We start from the raw sequence: 17,839 nt of genomic DNA, 5'->3' as shown, positions 1-17,839 counted from the left end.
GTCGGCCCGGGGCGTACGGTCGGCCGGGGAAGCCTCCGGCCGTCCACTCCGTTACGCCTGGGAAACCTCCGTGAACCGCCACCGACACGGGACGGCGACAGGATGCGCAACCGAAGGCGCCCATACACGAGTGAATCGGGAGATCGGGAGATCGGGACGAGAGCCATGCACCGAGAACAGACCGGAGCCGCGGGCGACGAGGTGCCCGTCGGCCCTCTCGCCGGATTCACCGTGGGGGTCACCGCCGCGCGCCGCGCGGATGAGCTGGGCGCCCTGCTGCGGCGCCGCGGCGCGGAGGTGATGTACGCGCCCGCGCTGCGGATCGTGCCGCTGGCCGACGACTCCGAACTCCTCGCCTCCACCAAGCAGTTGATCGACAGCGCACCCGATGTCGTGGTCGCCACCACCGCCATCGGCTTCCGCGGCTGGGTCGAGGCCGCCGACGGCTGGGGCCTGGGCGACGCCCTGCTGGCCCGGCTCCGCGAGGTGCGGCTGCTGGCCCGCGGGCCCAAGGTGCGCGGGGCGATCCGGGCCGCCGGGCTCACCGAGGAGTGGTACCCGGCCTCCGAGTCGATGGCCGAGGTGCTCGAGCGGCTGCTGGAGGAGGGCGTCGAGGGGCACCGCATCGCCGTCCAGCTGCACGGCGAGCCGCTGCCCGGCTTCGTCGAGTCGCTGCGGGCCGGGGGAGCGGAGGTGGTCGGGGTGCCGGTGTACCGCTGGATGCCACCGGAGGACATCGGGCCCGTGGACCGGCTGCTGGACGCGACGGTCGCCCGCGCCCTCGACGCCGTCACCTTCACCAGCGCGCCCGCCGCCGCGAGCCTGCTGGACCGGGCGGAGCGGCGCGGGATGCGCGAGGAACTGCTGGAGGCGCTGCGCCACGATGTGCTGCCCGCGTGTGTCGGGCCGGTCACCGCGCTGCCGCTGGAGGCCCACGACGTCCCCACCTCCCAGCCCGAACGGTTCCGGCTCGGACCGCTCGCGCAGCTGCTGACCGCGGAACTGCCAGGGCGGGTGCGGCCGTTGCCGGTCGCCGGGCGGCGGCTGGAGATCCGTGGCCACGCGGTGGTCGTGGACGGGGAGCTGCGTACGGTGCCGCCCGCCGGGATGGCGTTGCTGCGGGCTCTGGCCCGCCGGCCCGGCTGGGTCGTGGCGCGGTCGGAGCTGCTGCGGTCGCTGCCGGGGGCGGGGCGGGATGAGCACGCGGTGGAGACGGCGATGGCTCGGCTGCGGACGGCTCTCGGCTCGCCGAAGCTCATCCAGACGGTGGTCAAGCGGGGGTATCGGCTGGCGCTCGATCCGTCGGCCGACACGAAGTACGGGGGCGCGTAGCTGTTCTGTTGCCGGGGCTCCGCCCCGGACCCCGCCGGGGCTCCGCCCCGGGCCCCGCTCCTCAAGCGCCGGAGGGGCTGGAATATGGGGCTCCGCCCCGGGCCCTGCTCCTCAAGCGCCGGAGGGGCTGGAATATGGGGCTCCGCCCCGGACCCCGCTCCTCAAGCGCCGGAGGGGCTGGAATGCCCTGCTCCTCAAGCTCCCCCAGCTACCGCTGGGAGGTGCCCCCTGGAGGGGCTGGGTTGAGGGGGTTACGGGTAACACGTGGGGCGGGCACTCTGAAGGGTGACCGGATCGGGCCTTCCCCGAAGGGGTGACGGGAACATGGCGTCGGCGTCTCCCTACGACCTGCGGTTCGACTCGGGGCGGATCTGCCTGGACCTGGTGGCCACGGTCGGCGGCCGGCTCAGCGAGGCGCCGGTCGAGCGGCTCCGCGGGGTGGAGCCCCTCAGGGCGTGGCTGCTGGGCGCCGGACTGGTGCCCGGCGGCACCTCGCTCGAGGCCGTGGACCACCGCTGGCTCGTCCGCTTCCGGGCCGCCCGCGACCTGCTGCACCGCATCGTCCACACCGAGGTCGAGGGCCATGCCGCGGCCGCCGATCTGGAGCGGATGAACGCGCTGGCCGCCACCGCCCCGCCCGGCCTGCGCGCCGTACGGACCCCCGACGGCACCCTGGTGCGCGCCCTCGCCGGGAAGCCGGACTGCGGTGCGCTGCTCTCCCAGATCGCCCGGGACGCGGTGCAGTTGCTCACCGACCCGGTGGCGCGCGGGCAGTTGCGGCGCTGTGAGGGGGAGACCTGCTCGCTGGTCTACCTCGACACCTCACGCGGCCGCCGGCGCCGCTGGTGCTCCAGCGAAGTCTGCGGAAACCGCGAGCGAGTTGCCCGTCACCGCCGTCGCGTAAACCCGAGCATCAGCAAAACATGAGCGATATTCAGTCACGACCCGGACATGACGCAGGCCCCGGATGGGGGGACCGGGGCCTGCGGGGCGGATTTGGGGAGGGAGCCCTTCCTGATGGCCGTCGCCCGCCCGGCGTCGGCCTTACTCGGACTCAAGTACGCACCGCACAGCGGGAGATGTTCAGTCCGGAAATGGGATGTACATCACACGGTGGCCGATGAACGGCGAGCGTTTCCAGCCCGTACCCCCCTCGACCCAACGGCTTGCGTACGCAAAGATGCCCTCGTGACCGAGAGGACGACACCGGACGACGCGCTCATGCGCGCGCTCTACGCGGAGCACGCAGGCCCGCTTCTCGCCTTCGTCCTGCGCCTGGTCGCGGGCGACCGGCACCGCGCCGAGGACGTGGTCCAGGAGACCCTCCTGCGCGCCTGGCGCAACGCCGACCAACTGCGGCGCTCCGGAGGATCGGTACGACCCTGGCTGGTGACCGTGGCCCGTCGCATCGTTATCGACGGCCACCGCCAACGCCGCGCACGTCCCCACGAAGTGGACGCGGCGCCGCTCCATGTGATGCCCGCCGCGGACGACATCGACCGCGCATTGCGCCAGATGACCATTTCTGACGCGCTGAATGACCTCACCGATGCACATAGAGCGGCCCTCGTCGAGACATACTTCAAGGGACGGACGGTGAGTGAGGCGGCCGAAGTGCTGGGCGTTCCCGCCGGGACGGTGAGGTCCCGGGTCTTCTACGCGCTGCGCTCCCTGAAGCTCTCGCTCGAGGAACGGGGGGTCACGGCATGATGCCGGCAGCGGACGACCAGCAGCACACCGCGGTCGGCGCCTATGCGCTCGGGGTGCTCGACCCCGCCGACGCGGCGCGCTTCGAGGACCACCTCATCGGGTGCGAGCGGTGCGCCGCCGAGCTCGACGAGCTGATGGGCATCCCGCCGCTGCTGGCCGAGTACGCCACCGCCGCCGACGGCACCGCGCTCCCGGATCCGGCGGTGGTCACCGCCCGCCCGGGGCCCGAACTGCTCGACCGGCTGATGGACGACGTCTCGGCGAGTCGCAAGGCCTCCGGCAGACGGCGTCTCTTCCTCGTCGCCGCGGCCGCCGTCCTCATCGTCGGCGGCCCGCTCGCGGGAGCGGCCATCACCGCGAGCTCCGACGACGGCGGGGGCAAGGGCCAGGTGGCGGCCTCCTCCTCCAAGCAGGTGTACGACCAGGGCCAGAAGTTCAGCGCGGTCGACCCCGTCACCAAGGTGGACGCCTCCGTCTCGCTGCAGCAGAAGGGCTGGGGCACCTCCGTCGCCCTCAAGCTGGGCAACCTCAAGGGGCCGCGCGCCTGCGACCTGGTCGCCATCGGCAAGGACGGCCACGAGGAGACCATCACCACCTGGGCCGTGCCCACGTCCGGCTACGGCGTCAAGGACGGGGACGGCTCCCGCTGGAGCAAGGAGCCGCTCTACGCCCAGGGCGGCGCCGCCATGAACACCGACGAGATCGAGCGGTTCGAGGTCCGCACCCTGGACGGCCAGCGCCTGGCCCAGGTCAGGCTCTGAGAAACCCCGTCCAGGGAGGTGTACGGTTGACGGCTGCCCTTAAGGACACAGAAGGGGGCCCCTGGGTGGCCGCGCACAACGCCACGCACGACGACCGGACGGCACCGCGGGGGGACCGCGGGGACGGGGTCCGGGACAGCGAGATCCGGATCGAACAGGCGCATCTGGACCGGGTGTACCGCCGCCTCGAGGAGAAGATCCACGAGGCGGAGTTCCTCATGGACGACGCCGCCAAGCGCGGCCAGGTCGGGACGCCCGGCGCGCTCGCCGAGCGGGACGCCCAGGTCTTCCGGGCCGGGGTGCACCTCAACCGGCTGAACAGCGAGTTCGAGGACTTCCTCTTCGGCCGCATCGATCTGCTGCCGGGCAAGGACGGCCGGCGCGGCCCCGACGGCGCCTACACCTCCGTGGAGCCCGCCGACGACGCCATCCGCACCGGCCCGGACGGCGACCGCGCGGAGATCGCCGAAACGTTGCACATCGGCCGCATCGGCGTCCTGGACGCCGACTACGCCCCGCTGGTGATCGACTGGCGGGCGCCCGCCGCCGCGCCCTTCTACCGCTCCACCCCGGTCGCCCCCGGCCGGGTCGTCCGCCGCCGGGTGATCCGCAGCAAGGGCCGCCGGGTGCTCGGCGTCGAGGACGACCTGCTGCGCCCGGAGCTCAGCGCCACCCTCGACGGCGGGGCGCTGCCGGTGGTCGGCGACGGCGCGCTGATGGCCGCGCTCGGCCAGGCGCGCGGCCACACCATGCGGGACATCGTGGCCTCCATCCAGGCCGAGCAGGACCAGGTGATCCGCGCCCCCGCCGCCTCCGTCACCGAGGTCGAGGGCGGCCCCGGCACCGGCAAGACGGCGGTCGCGCTGCACCGCGCGGCGTACCTCCTCTACCAGGACCGGCGGCGCTACGCGGGCGGCATCCTCGTGGTCAGCCCCACCCCGCTGCTGGTCGCCTACACCGAGGGCGTACTGCCCTCGCTGGGCGAGGAGGGCCAGGTGGCCATCCGGGCGGTGGGCTCGCTGGTGGAGGGCGCCGAGGCCACCACGTACGACACCCCGGCCGTGGCCCGCGTCAAGGGCTCGTCCCGGATGGTGAAGGTGCTGCGCAAGGCCGCCCGGGGCGCGCTGGAGCTGCCGCGCGGAGCCGCCGCACCGGCCCCGGCCCAGTCCCCGGCCCCGTCGTCCCCCGACAACGGCCAGCTGACCCTCGACGCGGCGCTCGGCGCCCCCGGCGACGGCGGCAGACCCGGCACCGGCCCCGCGCCCAGACCCGGCGGCCCGCCCGAGCGGCTGCGCGTGGTCGCCTTCGGCGCCCGGATCGAGCTGGACGCCGAAGAGCTGCGCACCATCCGCCAGCACGTGCTGGGCGGCACCGCGCCCGTCAACCTGCTGCGCCCCCGCGCCCGGCGGCTGCTCCTGGACGCGCTGTGGACCCGCTCCGGCGCCCCCGGGCGGTACACCGACCCGGAGCTGGCCGCCGAGGCGCGGGAGGGCTTCGACGAGGACATCTCCTCCGAGGACTCCTTCCAGGAGTTCCTCGACGCCTGGTGGCCGGAGCTCACCCCCCGCTCCGTCCTCGCCGCCATGGCCGATGAGAAGCGGCTGAGCCGCTGGTCACGGCGGGTGCTGGGGCCCCGCGAGGTCCGTCAGGTGGCCCGGTCACTCGGCCGGCTCGGCCCGGACGGGCAGGGCCCGCTGTCGGTCCACGACGTGGCGCTGCTGGACGAGCTGAACACCCTCCTGGGCACCCCCGCCCGCCCCGCGGCCCCCCGCGAGGCCGATCCGCTGGACCAGCTCACCGGTCTGGAGGAGCTGACCACCTACGCCGACCGGGTCAGCCCCCGCCGCGGCCGCGCCGAGCGGGCCGAGCGGGAGCGCACCGACTACGCCCACGTGATCGTCGACGAGGCGCAGGACCTCACCCCGATGCAGTGGCGGATGATCGGACGTCGCGGCCGCCACGCCACCTGGACGGTCGTCGGCGACCCGGCCCAGAGCTCCTGGTCCGACCCGGACGAGGCGGGGCGGGCCCGGGACGAGGCGCTCGGCAGCCGCCCGCGCCGCCGCTTCACCCTCACCGTCAACTACCGCAACCCGGCGGAGATCGCCGAACTGGCCACCAGGGTCCTCACCCTCGCCATGCCGGGCACCCCCGCCCCCGAGGCGGTCCGCTCCACGGGCGTGGCGCCGCGCTTCGTACCGGGCGCGGACGGCGGCCTCGGCGCGGCCGCGCGCCGCGAGGCGGTCCGGCTGCTGGACGAGGTGGACGGCACCGTCGGCGTCGTCGTCGCGATGAACCGGCGCGCCCAGGCCCGTCAGTGGCTGGCGGACCTGGGCGACCGGGTGGTGGCGCTGGGCAGCCTGGAGGCGAAGGGTCTGGAGTACGACGCGACGGTCGTGGTCTCGCCCGCCGAGATCGCCGACGAGTCCCCGGCGGGGCTCCGGGTGCTGTACGTGGCGCTCACCCGCGCCACCCAGCGGCTGACGGTGGTCTCGGGCGACCGCGACGAACCGGACGGCAACGCCGTCCCGGACCTGCTGCGGGACTGACCACCGCCCCGGGGCGGCCGTATCCACCTCGGATGAAGGCGCTCCAAAATCCACCCCCGGGAGGGGAATCCCTTCCCGGGCCTGTTTGTTAGCCTTGATGTGGCACCGGCCCGATCCAAGCCCCCGGGCCCAACCTTCGTCGCTTCGAGCGACCACTTGCCGCGAGGCGAGCATGGCGGGTCGGTGCCACCTTTCATCTCTTCCGCGAGAGGTCCGCGCCCGGCGGCATCAGCCGCCCAGGACGCGGACCTCTTCCGCTTGGGGGCCCTTGCGGCCCTGCACGATCTGGAATTCGACCCGCTGTTCGTCGACCAGGCTGCGGTAGCCGCTGCCGTCGATCGAGCTGTAGTGGACGAAGACATCCGGTCCGCCGTCCTCCTGGGCGATGAAGCCGTAGCCCTTCTCGGCGTTGAACCACTTCACGGTGCCCTGAGCCATGCCCGCGCTCCTCGTTGTCTCTTATCCGAACGTCCTCTGACGCTGTAGCGCGCCAGAGCCTAGGGCGGTGGCCGCGGAGGACGACCCGCCTCGCCAGGCGTTCCCGCGAAGGAGTGGGGCTTTCCACTCGGCTGACCCCACTCTGCTATGTCAGAACAATATGTCCGAAAGTCGGGCCGGGTTACCCCGTACCCAGAGGTAGGTGTAACCATCTGAGGACGTGGCCCGGCAATCGCGTGGCCCGGACAGCATGAACAAGGGAAAGCAGAGGAAGCAGGCCATGGCAACGGCGCCCAGCGTCTCGTACTCGATGACGGTCCGGCTGGAGGTGCCCGCGAGCGGTACCGCGGTCAGCCAGCTGACCACGGCCGTGGAGTCCTCCGGTGGCTCGGTAACGGGCCTCGATGTGACCGCGTCCGGCCACGAGAAGCTCCGTATCGACGTGACCATCGCCGCGACCTCGACCGCGCACGCCCAGGAGATCGTGGAGAAGCTGCGGGGCATCGAGGGTGTCTCGCTCGGCAAGGTCTCCGACCGTACGTTCCTGATGCACCTCGGCGGCAAGATCGAGATGTCGTCGAAACACCCCATCCGCAACCGTGACGACCTCTCCATGGTCTACACCCCGGGTGTCGCCCGGGTCTGCCAGGCCATCGCGGAGAACCCCGAGGACGCCCGCCGCCTCACCATCAAGCGCAACAGTGTGGCCGTCGTCACCGACGGTTCCGCGGTGCTGGGCCTCGGCAACATCGGCCCCAAGGCCGCCCTGCCGGTCATGGAGGGCAAGGCGGCCCTCTTCAAGCGGTTCGCGGGCATCGACGCCTGGCCGCTCTGCCTGGACACCCAGGACACCGACGAGATCGTCGCGATCGTGAAGGCCATCGCCCCCGGCTTCGCGGGGATCAACCTGGAGGACATCTCCGCTCCCCGCTGCTTCGAGATCGAGGCGCGGCTGCGCGAGGCCGTGGACATCCCGGTCTTCCACGACGACCAGCACGGCACCGCGATCGTGGTGCTGGCCGCCCTCACCAACGCGCTGCGGGTGGTCGACAAGAAGGTCGAGGATGTGAGGGTCGTCATGTCCGGCGCGGGCGCCGCCGGCACGGCCATCCTGCGGCTGCTGATCGCCGCGGGCGTGCGGCACGCGGTGGTGGCCGACATCCACGGTGTGGTGCACGCCGGGCGCGAGGACCTGGTCTCCGCCGACCCGGAGTCCCCGCTGCGCTGGATCGCGGACAACACCAACCCGGAGGGCGTCACGGGCACCCTGCGCGAGGCCGTGCGGGGCGCGGACGTCTTCATCGGTGTCTCGGCCCCGAACGTGCTCTCCGGCGACGACGTGGCCGCCATGGCGGACGGCGCGATCGTCTTCGCACTGGCCAATCCGGACCCCGAGGTGGACCCGGCGATCGCCCGCCAGACCGCCGCCGTGGTCGCCACCGGACGCTCGGACTTCCCGAACCAGATCAACAATGTCCTGGTGTTCCCGGGCGTTTTCCGTGGTTTGCTGGACGCGCAGTCGCGTACGGTGAACACCGAGATGATGCTGGCTGCTGCCGGCGCGCTCGCCGATGTCGTCCACGACGACGAGCTCAATGCCAACTACATCATTCCGAGCGTCTTCAACGACAAGGTCGCGGGGGCGGTCGCCGGGGCCGTGCGGGACGCGGCGCGCGCTGTGACCGGTACCACCGCGGTCTAGGCGGGGCACGGCGCGTCGCGCGCTCCGGGGTCCCGGAAGCGGCCATAGGGTGGCGGGCAGGAAAACGACCGCCACGGCGCTTTTCGTGTGACTCTCCAGGGCTCCGGATTGGCTTTCCCGCCACAGGTGCGGGCAGGATGCGTTCCGGGCGCGAGGGTCTGAACAGCAGACCCGGGTCCGGGGACTGTCCGAGGGCCCTGGCAGCATCGGCTTCGATCTCACGCCTCATTGGCAAGATGAACACGGGAGTACAACATGAACCGCAGTGAGCTGGTGGCCGCTCTGTCCGAGCGCGCCGAGGTGACCCGAAAGGACGCCGACGCCGTGCTGGCCGCCCTCGCCGAGGTGACTGGTGAGGTCGTCGCGAAGGGCGACGAGAAGGTCACCATCCCCGGCTTCCTGACCTTCGAGCGCACCCACCGTGCCGCTCGCACCGCGCGCAACCCGCAGACCGGTGAGCCGATCGAGATCCCGGCCGGCTACAGCGTGAAGGTCTCCGCGGGCTCCAAGCTCAAGGAAGCCGCCAAGGGCAAGTAAGCCCCCGCGAACAGGAGGGGCGGCCACCCGGGAGGGTGGCCGCCCCTTTGGCGTTCCTACGGGGCCCTGAGCCCCGTCCATGAGCCTCTACGAGGCCCTACGACGGTCTACGGAGACCCTGCGAGGCCCTACGAGGCTCTATGGAAGCCCCACGGAGGCCTTACACCGCGTTGCCGCCGCCCGGGAGCTCTACCTTCGCGCCCAGCTCCACCAATTTCTCCATGCTGCGTCCCCCGGGGGATAACCCCCGGACCCCCAGCCGGGGGCGTCGCCGTGGCTCGGGGCGTGGGATGGGGCAGCCCGCCCCGGGGGGTGCCGGGGCGGGCTGAGGCGGAGTTGGCGTCCGGCTGTCGGGCCGGGGGAGAAGGCTCACACCGCGTTGCCGCCGCCGGGGAGCTCTACCTTCGCGCCCAGCTCCACCAATTTCTCCATGAAGTTCTCGTAGCCGCGGTTGATCAGGTCGATGCCGTGGACCCGCGACGTGCCCTGCGCGGCCAGGGCCGCGATCAGGTAGGAGAAGCCGCCGCGGAGGTCGGGGATGACCAGGTCGGAGCCCTGGAGCTTGGTGGGTCCCGAGACGACCGCGGAGTGCAGGAAGTTGCGCTGGCCGAACCGGCACGCGGAGCCGCCCAGGCATTCGCGGTAGAGCTGGATGTGGGCGCCCATCTGGTTGAGCGCCGAGGTGAAGCCCAGCCGGGACTCGTAGACCGTCTCGTGGACGATGGACAGGCCCGACGCCTGGGTCAGGGCCACCACCAGCGGCTGCTGCCAGTCGGTCTGGAAGCCGGGGTGGACGTCGGTCTCCAGGGCGATCGCGTTGAGCTTGCCGCCCGGGTGCCAGAACCGTATGCCCTCGTCGCCGATGTCGAAGGCGCCGCCGACCTTGCGGTAGGTGTTCAGGAAGGTCATCATCTCGCGCTGGCGGGCGCCGCGCACGAAGATGCTGCCCTCGGTGGCCAGCGCCGCGCTCGCCCAGGAGGCGGCCTCCAGGCGGTCCGGCAGGGCGCGGTGGTTGTAGCCGCCGAGCTGGTCGACACCGGTGATCCGGATCGTGCGGTCGGTGTCCATGGAGATGATGGCGCCCATCTTCTGCAGCACGCAGATGAGGTCCTCGATCTCCGGCTCGACCGCCGCGTTGGAGAGTTCCGTCACACCCTCGGCGAGCACCGCCGTCAGCAGCACCTGCTCGGTGGAGCCCACCGACGGGTACGGCAGCCGGATCTTGGTGCCGCGCAGCCGGTGCGGGGCCTCCAGGTACTGCCCGTCCGCCCGCTTCTCGATCGTCGCCCCGAACTGGCGCAGCACGTCGAAGTGGAAGTCGATCGGCCGGCCGCCGATGTCACAGCCGCCCAGGCCCGGGATGAAGGCGTGGCCGAGGCGGTGCAGCAGCGGGCCGCAGAAGAGGATCGGGATCCGCGAGGAACCCGCGTGTGCGTCGATGTCGGCGACATTGGCGCTCTCCACGTGCGTGGGGTCGAGCACCAGCTCACCGGGCTCGTCACCGGGGCGCACCGTCACGCCGTGCAGCTGCAGCAGCCCGCGTACCACCCGTACATCGCGGATGTCGGGGACGTTGCGCAACCTGCTGGGCGCACTGCCGAGCAGGGCGGCCACCATGGCCTTGGGCACGAGGTTCTTCGCGCCGCGGACACGGATCTCGCCTTCGAGCGGGGTGCCGCCATGGACGAGCAGGACATCGTTCGAGCGGGTCATCTGGTCTCGCGTTCCTGAGACGGGCAAGGGCCAAAAGGCACAAGGGCCAAAGGGCAAGAGTAATGGCCCCGGAGACCGCCTCCGTAAGGCTCTTGCACCCTTTGCGTCACCCCGTAGGCGATGGAACACGTTCCGTTCCGGCCGGAAGGCCCACAGTCACGTGCGCCGCATCTGCCCTCTTGCGCCCCGACCTGCTCTCATACGGGACTCGACTTCCACTCCCCCTCCGGCCCGGAAATGGGGGATCATGTGGCCATGACCGAGGTGTCCTCGCTCACAGGACGGCTGCTTGTCGCGACACCGGCGCTTGCTGACCCGAATTTCGACCGTGCGGTGGTGCTCCTCCTCGACCACGACGAGGAGGGCTCGCTCGGCGTGGTCCTGAACCGCCCGACCCCGGTGGGGGTGGGCGACATCCTGGAGTCGTGGGCCTCGCTGGCCGGGGAGCCGGGGGTGGTCTTCCAGGGCGGTCCGGTCTCGCTGGACTCGGCGCTGGGCGTGGCCGTCGTGCCGGGCGAGTCGGGCAGGTCCTCGGCGCGCAGTGAGGACGGGCCACTCGGTTGGCGCAGAGTGCACGGCGCGATCGGCCTGGTGGACCTGGAGGCGCCGCCGGAGCTGCTGGCGGCGGCCGTGGGCTCCTTGCGGATCTTCGCCGGTTACGCGGGCTGGGGGCCCGGTCAGCTGGAGGACGAGCTCGCCGAGGGCGCGTGGTACGTGGTGGAGTCCGAGCCGGGCGATGTGTCCTCGCCCGCCCCCGAGCGGCTGTGGCGGGCGGTGCTGCGCCGCCAGCGCAGTGAGCTGGCCATGGTCGCCACGTATCCGGACGACCCTTCTCTCAACTAGGCATGAGTACCCTAGGGCTGTATGAGCACTCTTGAGCCCGAGCGCGGGGCAGGCACGGGGACCCTCGTTGAGCCGACACCGCAGGTGTCGCACGGTGACGGCGACCACGAGCGCTATGCCCACTATGTACAGAAAGACAAGATCATGGAGAGCGCCCTCTCCGGATCTCCCGTCGTCGCACTCTGCGGCAAGGTCTGGGTCCCGGGTCGTGACCCGAAGAAGTACCCGGTCTGCCCCATGTGCAAGGAGATCTTCGAGGGCATGGGCGCCGGCGGCGACAAGGGCAAGGACGGCGACGGCAAGAAGTAGCCGGCCCGTCGGCCCTGGGCGCTGACGGAAAGCCTCGCGCGCGCGACCAGACGGCACGCCCGGCCCGCGATCCCGAGACGGGGTCGCGGGCCGGGCGTGCCGTGCCTTGTGCGCCCTGCCGCGCGCCGGACGGCCCCAGTAGGGTCGGCCCATGAGTGGGCGTACGGAGAACGGGGCGGCGCGGGCCGCCTATCTGGTGTTCGGGGCGCGTGAGGTCGACGAGCCCGAAGCGGAAGGCGCCAGCGCCTACTGCCAGTTCGAGAAGGACTGGGACGCCCAGCTGGAGCGGTGCGGGCGGCTGGCCGCCGAGCGGGGCTACCGGCTCTCCGGCGGCTGCGTGATGTCGGTCGCCCAGCCGACCCTTCCCCGGCTCCTGGAGTGGGCGGCGGACCCGGGCGCCGATGTGGTGCTGGTGGCCAGCGACCGCGTTCTGGAGCGGTTCCGGAAGACCTGGCCGGACTGGGACCGGGTGGTCGAGCGCCTGGCGGAAGCGGGTGCGCGGGTGGAGGCCGTGCCGTATGTTGAACCCGCCTATCCGGGCGAGGAATTGCCGCGTCGCTAGCGCGAAGTTCCTTTTGTCGTGGAGTTCTTAGGCTCGCTTTATCACGAAGTGGTTCAGACCTCTTGTGGGGTCGCTCAAGGTTCCCTAGCCTCACGCATATTGTGCTGAGCGAAACATGCGTTGCGTTACTTGCAACGCCAAATGGTTAAGGGTTCCCATGAAGCCGTCCCATTTCCCTGTTTTCTCCCGGTTGTCCTCCCGTGTCACCGTGCCCGTGGTGGCACTCGCCCTGGCCGGGCTGGCCGCGACCGGATGCGCCCCCTCCACCTCCGACAACAGCTCCAAGGAGGACGAGAAGAGCGGCAAGCTGCGTGTCTGGCTCTTCCAGGAGGTCAATAACGCGCCCAAGAAGAAGGTGATCGACGCGGCGGTCGCCGGCTTCGAGAAGGAGCACGACGGAACCGACGTCGAGGTGACCTACATTCCCGTCGACACCCGGGCGCAGAAGATCAAGGCGGCTTTCAACGACCCCAAGAGCGCTCCCGACGTCATCGAGTTCGGCAACACCGACACCGCGGGCTACGTCAAGGACGGCGGGCTGCTGGACATCAGCAAGGAGTTCGGCGCCTGGACCGACTCGACCAATATCGACCCCACCGCGAAGTACTCGCTGACCATCGGCGGCAAGGTCTACGGCGCCCCGCTCTTCGTCGGCGTACGGGCGCTGTACTACCGGACGGATGTCTTCAAGGAGCTCGACCTGAAGCCGCCGACCACCCAGGACGAGTTGATTGCGACCGCGAAGAAGATCCGCTCGGAGCGGCCGGATCTGTACGGTCTCGCGGTCGGCGGCGCCTACACCTACGGCGCGATGCCCTTCATCTGGGCCAACGGCGGCGACCTCGCCGACGAGAAGGGCAAGTTCGGCTCCAACGAGTACGAGGCGGCCATCGACAGCGCCGACGCCCAGAAGGGCGTCAAGGCGTACACCTCGCTCTTCGGCGACGACAACTGCCCGGCGGCCAAATGCGCCCAGTGGGGCGGCAACGACACCGTCGAGGCGTTCGCCTCGGGCAAGGCGGCCATGGCGATCGGCGGCGACTTCAGCCGTCAGGCCATCGAGGCGGGCAAGGTCAAGGGCAAGTACAAGGTCGTGCCGCTGCCGGGCGTGAAGGAGGGCGAGATCGCCCCGGCCTTCGCGGGCGGGAACAACCTCGGGGTGCTCAAGAGCAGCTCGCACCGCACGATCGCCGTGGACCTGCTCAAGACGCTCGCCGGGAAGCGGACCCAGCGCAAGCTCTACGACGCCATGGGCTTCCTGCCCACCTTCACCGATGTGCGCGGCGACGTCGCCCACAAGGACGCCTTCGTCAAGCCCTTCGTGAAGACCCTCAACGACAGCGCCAAGTTCGTGCCCGCCACACCCGGCTGGGCGACCATCGACGCGCAGCTCGTCCTGCCCACCATGTTCCAGGAGATCGTCAGCGGCCGTAAGAGCGTGCCGGCCGCCACCCAGGACGCCGCGAAGAAGATGGACGAGGCATTCCAGCAGTGAGCGCCGGCACCGCACAGCACGCCCGGCGAGCCCCCGCCAAGGGCCGCCGGTCCCGGCCGGGGCCCACCGTCCCGGCCGGGCGCCGCGCCGGGAAGGGTCCCCGGCGCGGCACCTGGACCCCCTGGCTCTATCTCGCCCCGGCGCTCATCGTCCTGGGCGGGCTGCTCGTCTACCCCATCTACCAGCTCGGTCTGATCTCCTTCCTGGAGTACACCCAGGCGCAGGTCAGCGGCGGCGAACCGACCACCTTCCAGGGGTTCGCCAACTACGCCGAGCTGTTCGGCGACGGCGAGTTCTGGAACGTCGTCGTCGCCACCCTGCTCTTCGCCGCCGTCTGTGTGGTGTCCACCCTCGCGGTCGGCTGTGCGCTGGCGGTGCTGCTGACGCGCGTACGGGCCCTGCCGCGGCTGGCGCTGATGCTGGCCGCGCTCGGCGCCTGGGCCACCCCGGCGATCACCGGCTCGACGGTCTGGGTCTTCCTCTTCGACCCCGACTTCGGGCCGGTGAACAAGGTCCTGGTGTGGCTCGGCCTCTCCGGCTTCGAGAACTACTCCTGGACCTACGACCGCTACAGCGCCTTCGCCCTGGTGCTGTTCGAGGTCGTGTGGTGCTCGTTCCCGTTCGTCATGGTCACCGTCTACGCGGGCATCCGGGCCATCCCCACCGAGGTGCTGGAGGCCGCGGCCCTCGACGGCGCCTCCACCTGGCGGATCTGGCGCACCATCATGGCGCCGATGCTGCGGCCCATCCTCGTCGTGGTGACCATCCAGTCCATCATCTGGGACTTCAAGGTCTTCACCCAGATCTATGTGATGACCGACGGCGGCGGGATCGCGCGCCAGAACATGGTGCTCAACGTGTACGCGTACCAGAAGGCGTTCGCGTCCTCGCAGTACAGCCTGGGCTCGGCGATCGGCGTGGTGATGCTGCTGATCCTGCTGGTCGTCACGCTGGTCTATCTGCGGCTGCTGCGACGCCAGGGAGAAGAACTGTGAGCCACTCGCGCGTCTCGCTGCGCATCCGCCGTCCCTGGCGCTTCGCCGCCGAGGCCACCGCCCTGATCGTGGCGGCCGTGGTCGCCTTCCCGCTGTACTGGATGGTGCTCTCGGCCTTCAAGCCCCAGGGGGAGATCCAGTCCACCGAGCCCCGGCCGTGGACGGCGTCCCCGTCGCTGGACTCCTTCCGGCGCGTCTTCCAGCAGGAGGACTTCGGGCGCTACTTCCTCAACAGCCTGTTCGTGGCCGGGGTGGTGGTGGTCGCCTCGGCGCTGATCGCCTTCCTCGCGGCCACGGCGGTCGCCCGCTTCACCTTCCGCTTCCGCACCACGCTGCTGATCATGTTCCTGGTCGCCCAGATGGTGCCGATCGAGGCCCTGACCATCCCCATGTTCTTCCTGATGCGCGATCTGGGGGAGTCGGTGCCGGGGGTGGGGCTCAACACCCTGGGCTCGCTGATCCTGCCGCACATCGCCTTCTCGCTGCCGTTCGCCATCTGGATGCTGCGCGGCTTCGTCAAGGCGGTGCCCGAGGCGCTGGAGGAGGCGGCCTATCTCGACGGGGCCAGCCGCTCCCGCTTCCTGTGGCAGATCCTCTTCCCCCTCGTCTTCCCCGGACTCGTGGCGACGAGCGTCTTCTCCTTCATCTCCGCCTGGAACGACTTCCTCTTCGCCAAGTCCTTCATCATCAGCGCGACCGAGAACTCCACCCTTCCGATGGCGCTGCTGGTCTTCTTCAAGGACGAGGGGAACGACTGGGGAGGGATCATGGCGGCGTCCACCGTCATGACCATCCCCGTGCTGATCTTCTTCGTCATCGTCCAGCGCCGGCTGGTCTCCGGGCTCGGCGGCGCGGTGAAGGACTGACGAGGACTGACAAGAGCCGCGGACTGACAAGAGCCGACGAGTGCTGACGACCGCTGACGAGGACTGGCAAGAGCTGACGAGAGGCTGACAGGGGATCAGATGACTCACGACGCCGCGGGGCTGATCCCCGCGCCCCGCCACGACCAGAGCCGTCCCGGCCGCGCGGGCGCGCGGATCCACCCGCGGCGCACCGCCCTGGCCGCGGGCCCCGGCACCGAGGGGGTGGCACGGCTGCTGCGCACCACTCTCGGCCAGGCGCTCGGCCTGTCCCTGCCGGACGGCGAGCCCGGCGGCGACGACACCATCAGCCTGCGGATCGACGCCGCGCTGGAGCCCGAGGGCTATCGGCTCACCGTGGTCGACGGCCGGGTGGAGATCGCGGGCGGCACGGCCGCGGGCGTCCATTGGGGCACGCAGACCCTCCGTCAGCTGCTGGGCCCCGACGCCTTCCGCCGCGCCCCGCTCAGGGACGCGGAGACCGGCTGGGAGCTGGCGGAGCGGACGGTCGAGGACGCGCCGCGATTCGCCTGGCGCGGGCTGATGCTGGACGTGGCCCGCCACTTCATGCCCAAGGACGGCGTTCTGGCCTATCTGGACCTGCTCGCCGTCCACAAGCTCAATGTGTTCCACTTCCATCTCACCGACGACCAGGGCTGGCGTATCGAGATCCGCCGCTACCCGAAGCTGACCGAGACCGGCGCCTGGCGCGAGCGCACCAAGCTGGGCCACCGGGCGTCCCCGCTGTGGGACGAGCGGCCGCACGGCGGCCACTACACCCAGGACGACATCCGCGAGATCGTCGCCTACGCCGCCGAGCGGCATATCACCGTCGTGCCCGAGATCGACATCCCCGGACACTCGCAGGCCGCCATCGCCGCGTACCCGGAGCTGGGCAACACCGACGTCATCGACACCGCCTCCCTCGGAGTCTGGACCACCTGGGGCATCAACCCGAACGTACTCTCCCCCACCGACAACACGCTCCGCTTCTACGAGAACGTGCTCGAAGAGGTCCTGGAGTTGTTCCCCGGCACCTTCGTCCACATCGGCGGCGACGAGTGCCCCAAGGACCAGTGGAAGGCGTCCCCGACCGCCCAGGAGCGCATCCGCGCCCTGGGCCTGGCCGACGAGGACGAGCTGCAGAGCTGGTTCATCCGCCACTTCGGCCACTGGCTCGCCGAGCGCGGCCGCCGGCTGATCGGCTGGGACGAGATCCTCGAGGGCGGCGCGCCCGACGCACCGCTGCCCGAGGGCGCCGCGGTCTCCTCCTGGCGCGGCTACGCGGGCGGGATCGCCGCCGCGCGGGCCGGCCACGACGTCGTCATGTGTCCCGAGCAGCAGGTGTACTTCGACCACCGGCAGGCCCTGGGCGAGGACGAGCCGGTGCCGATCGGCTATGTCCGCACCCTGGAGGACGTCTACCGGTTCGAACCGGTTCCACCGCAGCTCACCGGCTCGGGCGCGGACCGGGTGCTGGGCGCCCAGGCCAATGTCTGGACCGAGGTGATGGAGGACCGCCGGCGGGTGGACTACCAGACCTTCCCCCGGCTCGCCGCCTTCGCCGAGGTCGTCTGGTCGGCGCTGCCGCCGTCTCCCGAACGGGACTTCGAGGCGTTCCAGGGGCGCATGGAGGCACATTACGCGCGCCTGGACGCGCTCGGCGTGAGCTACCGCCCGCCCGCCGGGCCGCTTCCCTGGCAGCGGCGCCCCGGCCTTCTCGGACGTCCGCGCGAGGGGGCGCCCCCGATCGTGTGAGCCGCCCGTAAGGTGCGCACCGCGCTCCGCCGCCCCTGGGAGCGTAGTCCCACCGGCGCAAGCCCAAATCGCACAAGGGTCCCTGAAACGTGGCAATCCACTCCCGACGGAGACGTCGTAAGAAACCCGTACCATCCCCCAGGTCAGGGACGGATCCACGGATCACGGACCCCCGCGACGGCGGGCTCGCAAGATGTGCCAGAGTTGCCACGTCCGGGCTGTCAGCACGTACCGTACGGCGCAACAGCCGGGACACCGGGGAAGGGGCAGCT

Annotated in this window: 16 protein-coding genes; 14 read left to right on the top strand and 2 right to left on the bottom strand. The window is 71.1% G+C overall.

Features of this window, described 5'->3' with window-relative positions; genetic code table 11:
• Nucleotides 1–165 precede the first annotated feature (165 nt).
• From IEJ02_RS16935 to IEJ02_RS16915, 5 genes are all read left to right on the top strand, one after another.
• Nucleotides 166–1,332: a uroporphyrinogen-III synthase gene (locus IEJ02_RS16935; RefSeq protein ID WP_191065647.1), complete on the top strand. Its 1,167-nt coding sequence runs from the start codon at nucleotides 166–168 to the stop codon at nucleotides 1,330–1,332.
• Between the two features lie 324 nt (nucleotides 1,333–1,656).
• Nucleotides 1,657–2,259, top strand: a complete 603-nt coding sequence (locus IEJ02_RS16930) for a CGNR zinc finger domain-containing protein (protein WP_191065646.1) — start codon at nucleotides 1,657–1,659, stop codon at nucleotides 2,257–2,259.
• A gap of 261 nt (nucleotides 2,260–2,520) precedes the next feature.
• Complete coding sequence (locus tag IEJ02_RS16925; protein ID WP_020870913.1) at nucleotides 2,521–3,042, top strand: sigma-70 family RNA polymerase sigma factor; 522 nt, start codon at nucleotides 2,521–2,523, stop codon at nucleotides 3,040–3,042.
• Nucleotides 3,039–3,803: an anti-sigma factor family protein gene (locus IEJ02_RS16920; RefSeq protein ID WP_191065645.1), complete on the top strand. Its 765-nt coding sequence runs from the start codon at nucleotides 3,039–3,041 to the stop codon at nucleotides 3,801–3,803. The genes IEJ02_RS16925 and IEJ02_RS16920 overlap by 4 nt, the downstream gene beginning before the upstream one ends.
• Nucleotides 3,804–3,868: 65 nt before the next feature.
• Entirely contained in the window at nucleotides 3,869–6,352 is a 2,484-nt protein-coding gene (locus IEJ02_RS16915) for a HelD family protein (protein ID WP_191065644.1), read from the top strand.
• Nucleotides 6,353–6,580: 228 nt separating this feature from the next.
• Here the strand turns inward: IEJ02_RS16915 and IEJ02_RS16910 are convergent, their stop codons facing one another.
• Nucleotides 6,581–6,790 carry a cold-shock protein gene (locus tag IEJ02_RS16910; protein WP_020870916.1) on the bottom strand — a complete coding sequence of 70 codons (210 nt, stop codon included), beginning with the start codon at nucleotides 6,788–6,790 and terminating at the stop codon, nucleotides 6,581–6,583.
• A gap of 280 nt (nucleotides 6,791–7,070) precedes the next feature.
• Between IEJ02_RS16910 and IEJ02_RS16905 the strand changes: the two genes are divergently transcribed.
• Together IEJ02_RS16905 and IEJ02_RS16900 are read left to right on the top strand one after the other, a co-directional pair.
• Nucleotides 7,071–8,492, top strand: a complete 1,422-nt coding sequence (locus tag IEJ02_RS16905; protein ID WP_137978193.1) for an NAD-dependent malic enzyme — start codon at nucleotides 7,071–7,073, stop codon at nucleotides 8,490–8,492.
• 255 nt (nucleotides 8,493–8,747) lie between these two features.
• Nucleotides 8,748–9,029 carry an HU family DNA-binding protein gene (locus IEJ02_RS16900; protein WP_009717479.1) on the top strand — a complete coding sequence of 94 codons (282 nt, stop codon included), beginning with the start codon at nucleotides 8,748–8,750 and terminating at the stop codon, nucleotides 9,027–9,029.
• Between the two features lie 369 nt (nucleotides 9,030–9,398).
• On the opposite strand, the gene murA is transcribed toward IEJ02_RS16900, so the two are convergent.
• Nucleotides 9,399–10,742 (bottom strand): UDP-N-acetylglucosamine 1-carboxyvinyltransferase, encoded by a 1,344-nt coding sequence (gene murA / locus IEJ02_RS16895; protein ID WP_137978192.1) that lies wholly within the window; start codon nucleotides 10,740–10,742, stop codon nucleotides 9,399–9,401.
• Nucleotides 10,743–10,997: 255 nt separating this feature from the next.
• On the opposite strand from murA, the gene IEJ02_RS16890 reads away from it, so the two are divergent.
• The 7 genes from IEJ02_RS16890 to IEJ02_RS16860 all read left to right on the top strand — a co-directional run bounded on the left by IEJ02_RS16890 (nucleotide 10,998) and on the right by IEJ02_RS16860 (nucleotide 17,567).
• Nucleotides 10,998–11,585 (top strand): YqgE/AlgH family protein, encoded by a 588-nt coding sequence (locus IEJ02_RS16890; protein ID WP_137978191.1) that lies wholly within the window; start codon nucleotides 10,998–11,000, stop codon nucleotides 11,583–11,585.
• Nucleotides 11,586–11,606: 21 nt separating this feature from the next.
• Entirely contained in the window at nucleotides 11,607–11,894 is a 288-nt protein-coding gene (locus tag IEJ02_RS16885; protein WP_075200572.1) for a DUF3039 domain-containing protein, read from the top strand.
• 151 nt (nucleotides 11,895–12,045) lie between these two features.
• Nucleotides 12,046–12,456, top strand: coding sequence for a recombinase family protein (locus tag IEJ02_RS16880; protein WP_191065643.1), 411 nt, complete (start codon nucleotides 12,046–12,048; stop codon nucleotides 12,454–12,456).
• A gap of 157 nt (nucleotides 12,457–12,613) precedes the next feature.
• Entirely contained in the window at nucleotides 12,614–13,951 is a 1,338-nt protein-coding gene (locus tag IEJ02_RS16875; protein ID WP_191065642.1) for an extracellular solute-binding protein, read from the top strand.
• Nucleotides 13,948–14,946, top strand: a complete 999-nt coding sequence (locus IEJ02_RS16870) for a carbohydrate ABC transporter permease (protein ID WP_137978188.1) — start codon at nucleotides 13,948–13,950, stop codon at nucleotides 14,944–14,946. Before IEJ02_RS16875 ends, IEJ02_RS16870 begins: the two co-directional genes overlap by 4 nt.
• Nucleotides 14,943–15,812, top strand: a complete 870-nt coding sequence (locus IEJ02_RS16865; protein WP_191065641.1) for a carbohydrate ABC transporter permease — start codon at nucleotides 14,943–14,945, stop codon at nucleotides 15,810–15,812. Before IEJ02_RS16870 ends, IEJ02_RS16865 begins: the two co-directional genes overlap by 4 nt.
• 99 nt (nucleotides 15,813–15,911) lie before the next feature.
• Entirely contained in the window at nucleotides 15,912–17,567 is a 1,656-nt protein-coding gene (locus tag IEJ02_RS16860; protein WP_191065640.1) for a beta-N-acetylhexosaminidase, read from the top strand.
• Nucleotides 17,568–17,839 lie beyond the last annotated feature (272 nt).

The organism is Streptomyces sp. 5-10 (genome assembly GCF_014712245.1).
Taxonomy (GTDB): domain Bacteria; phylum Actinomycetota; class Actinomycetes; order Streptomycetales; family Streptomycetaceae; genus Streptomyces; species Streptomyces violaceusniger.
Note: the sequence above shows the minus strand (reverse complement) of the source record. Positions and strands in the feature narration are given on the sequence as shown.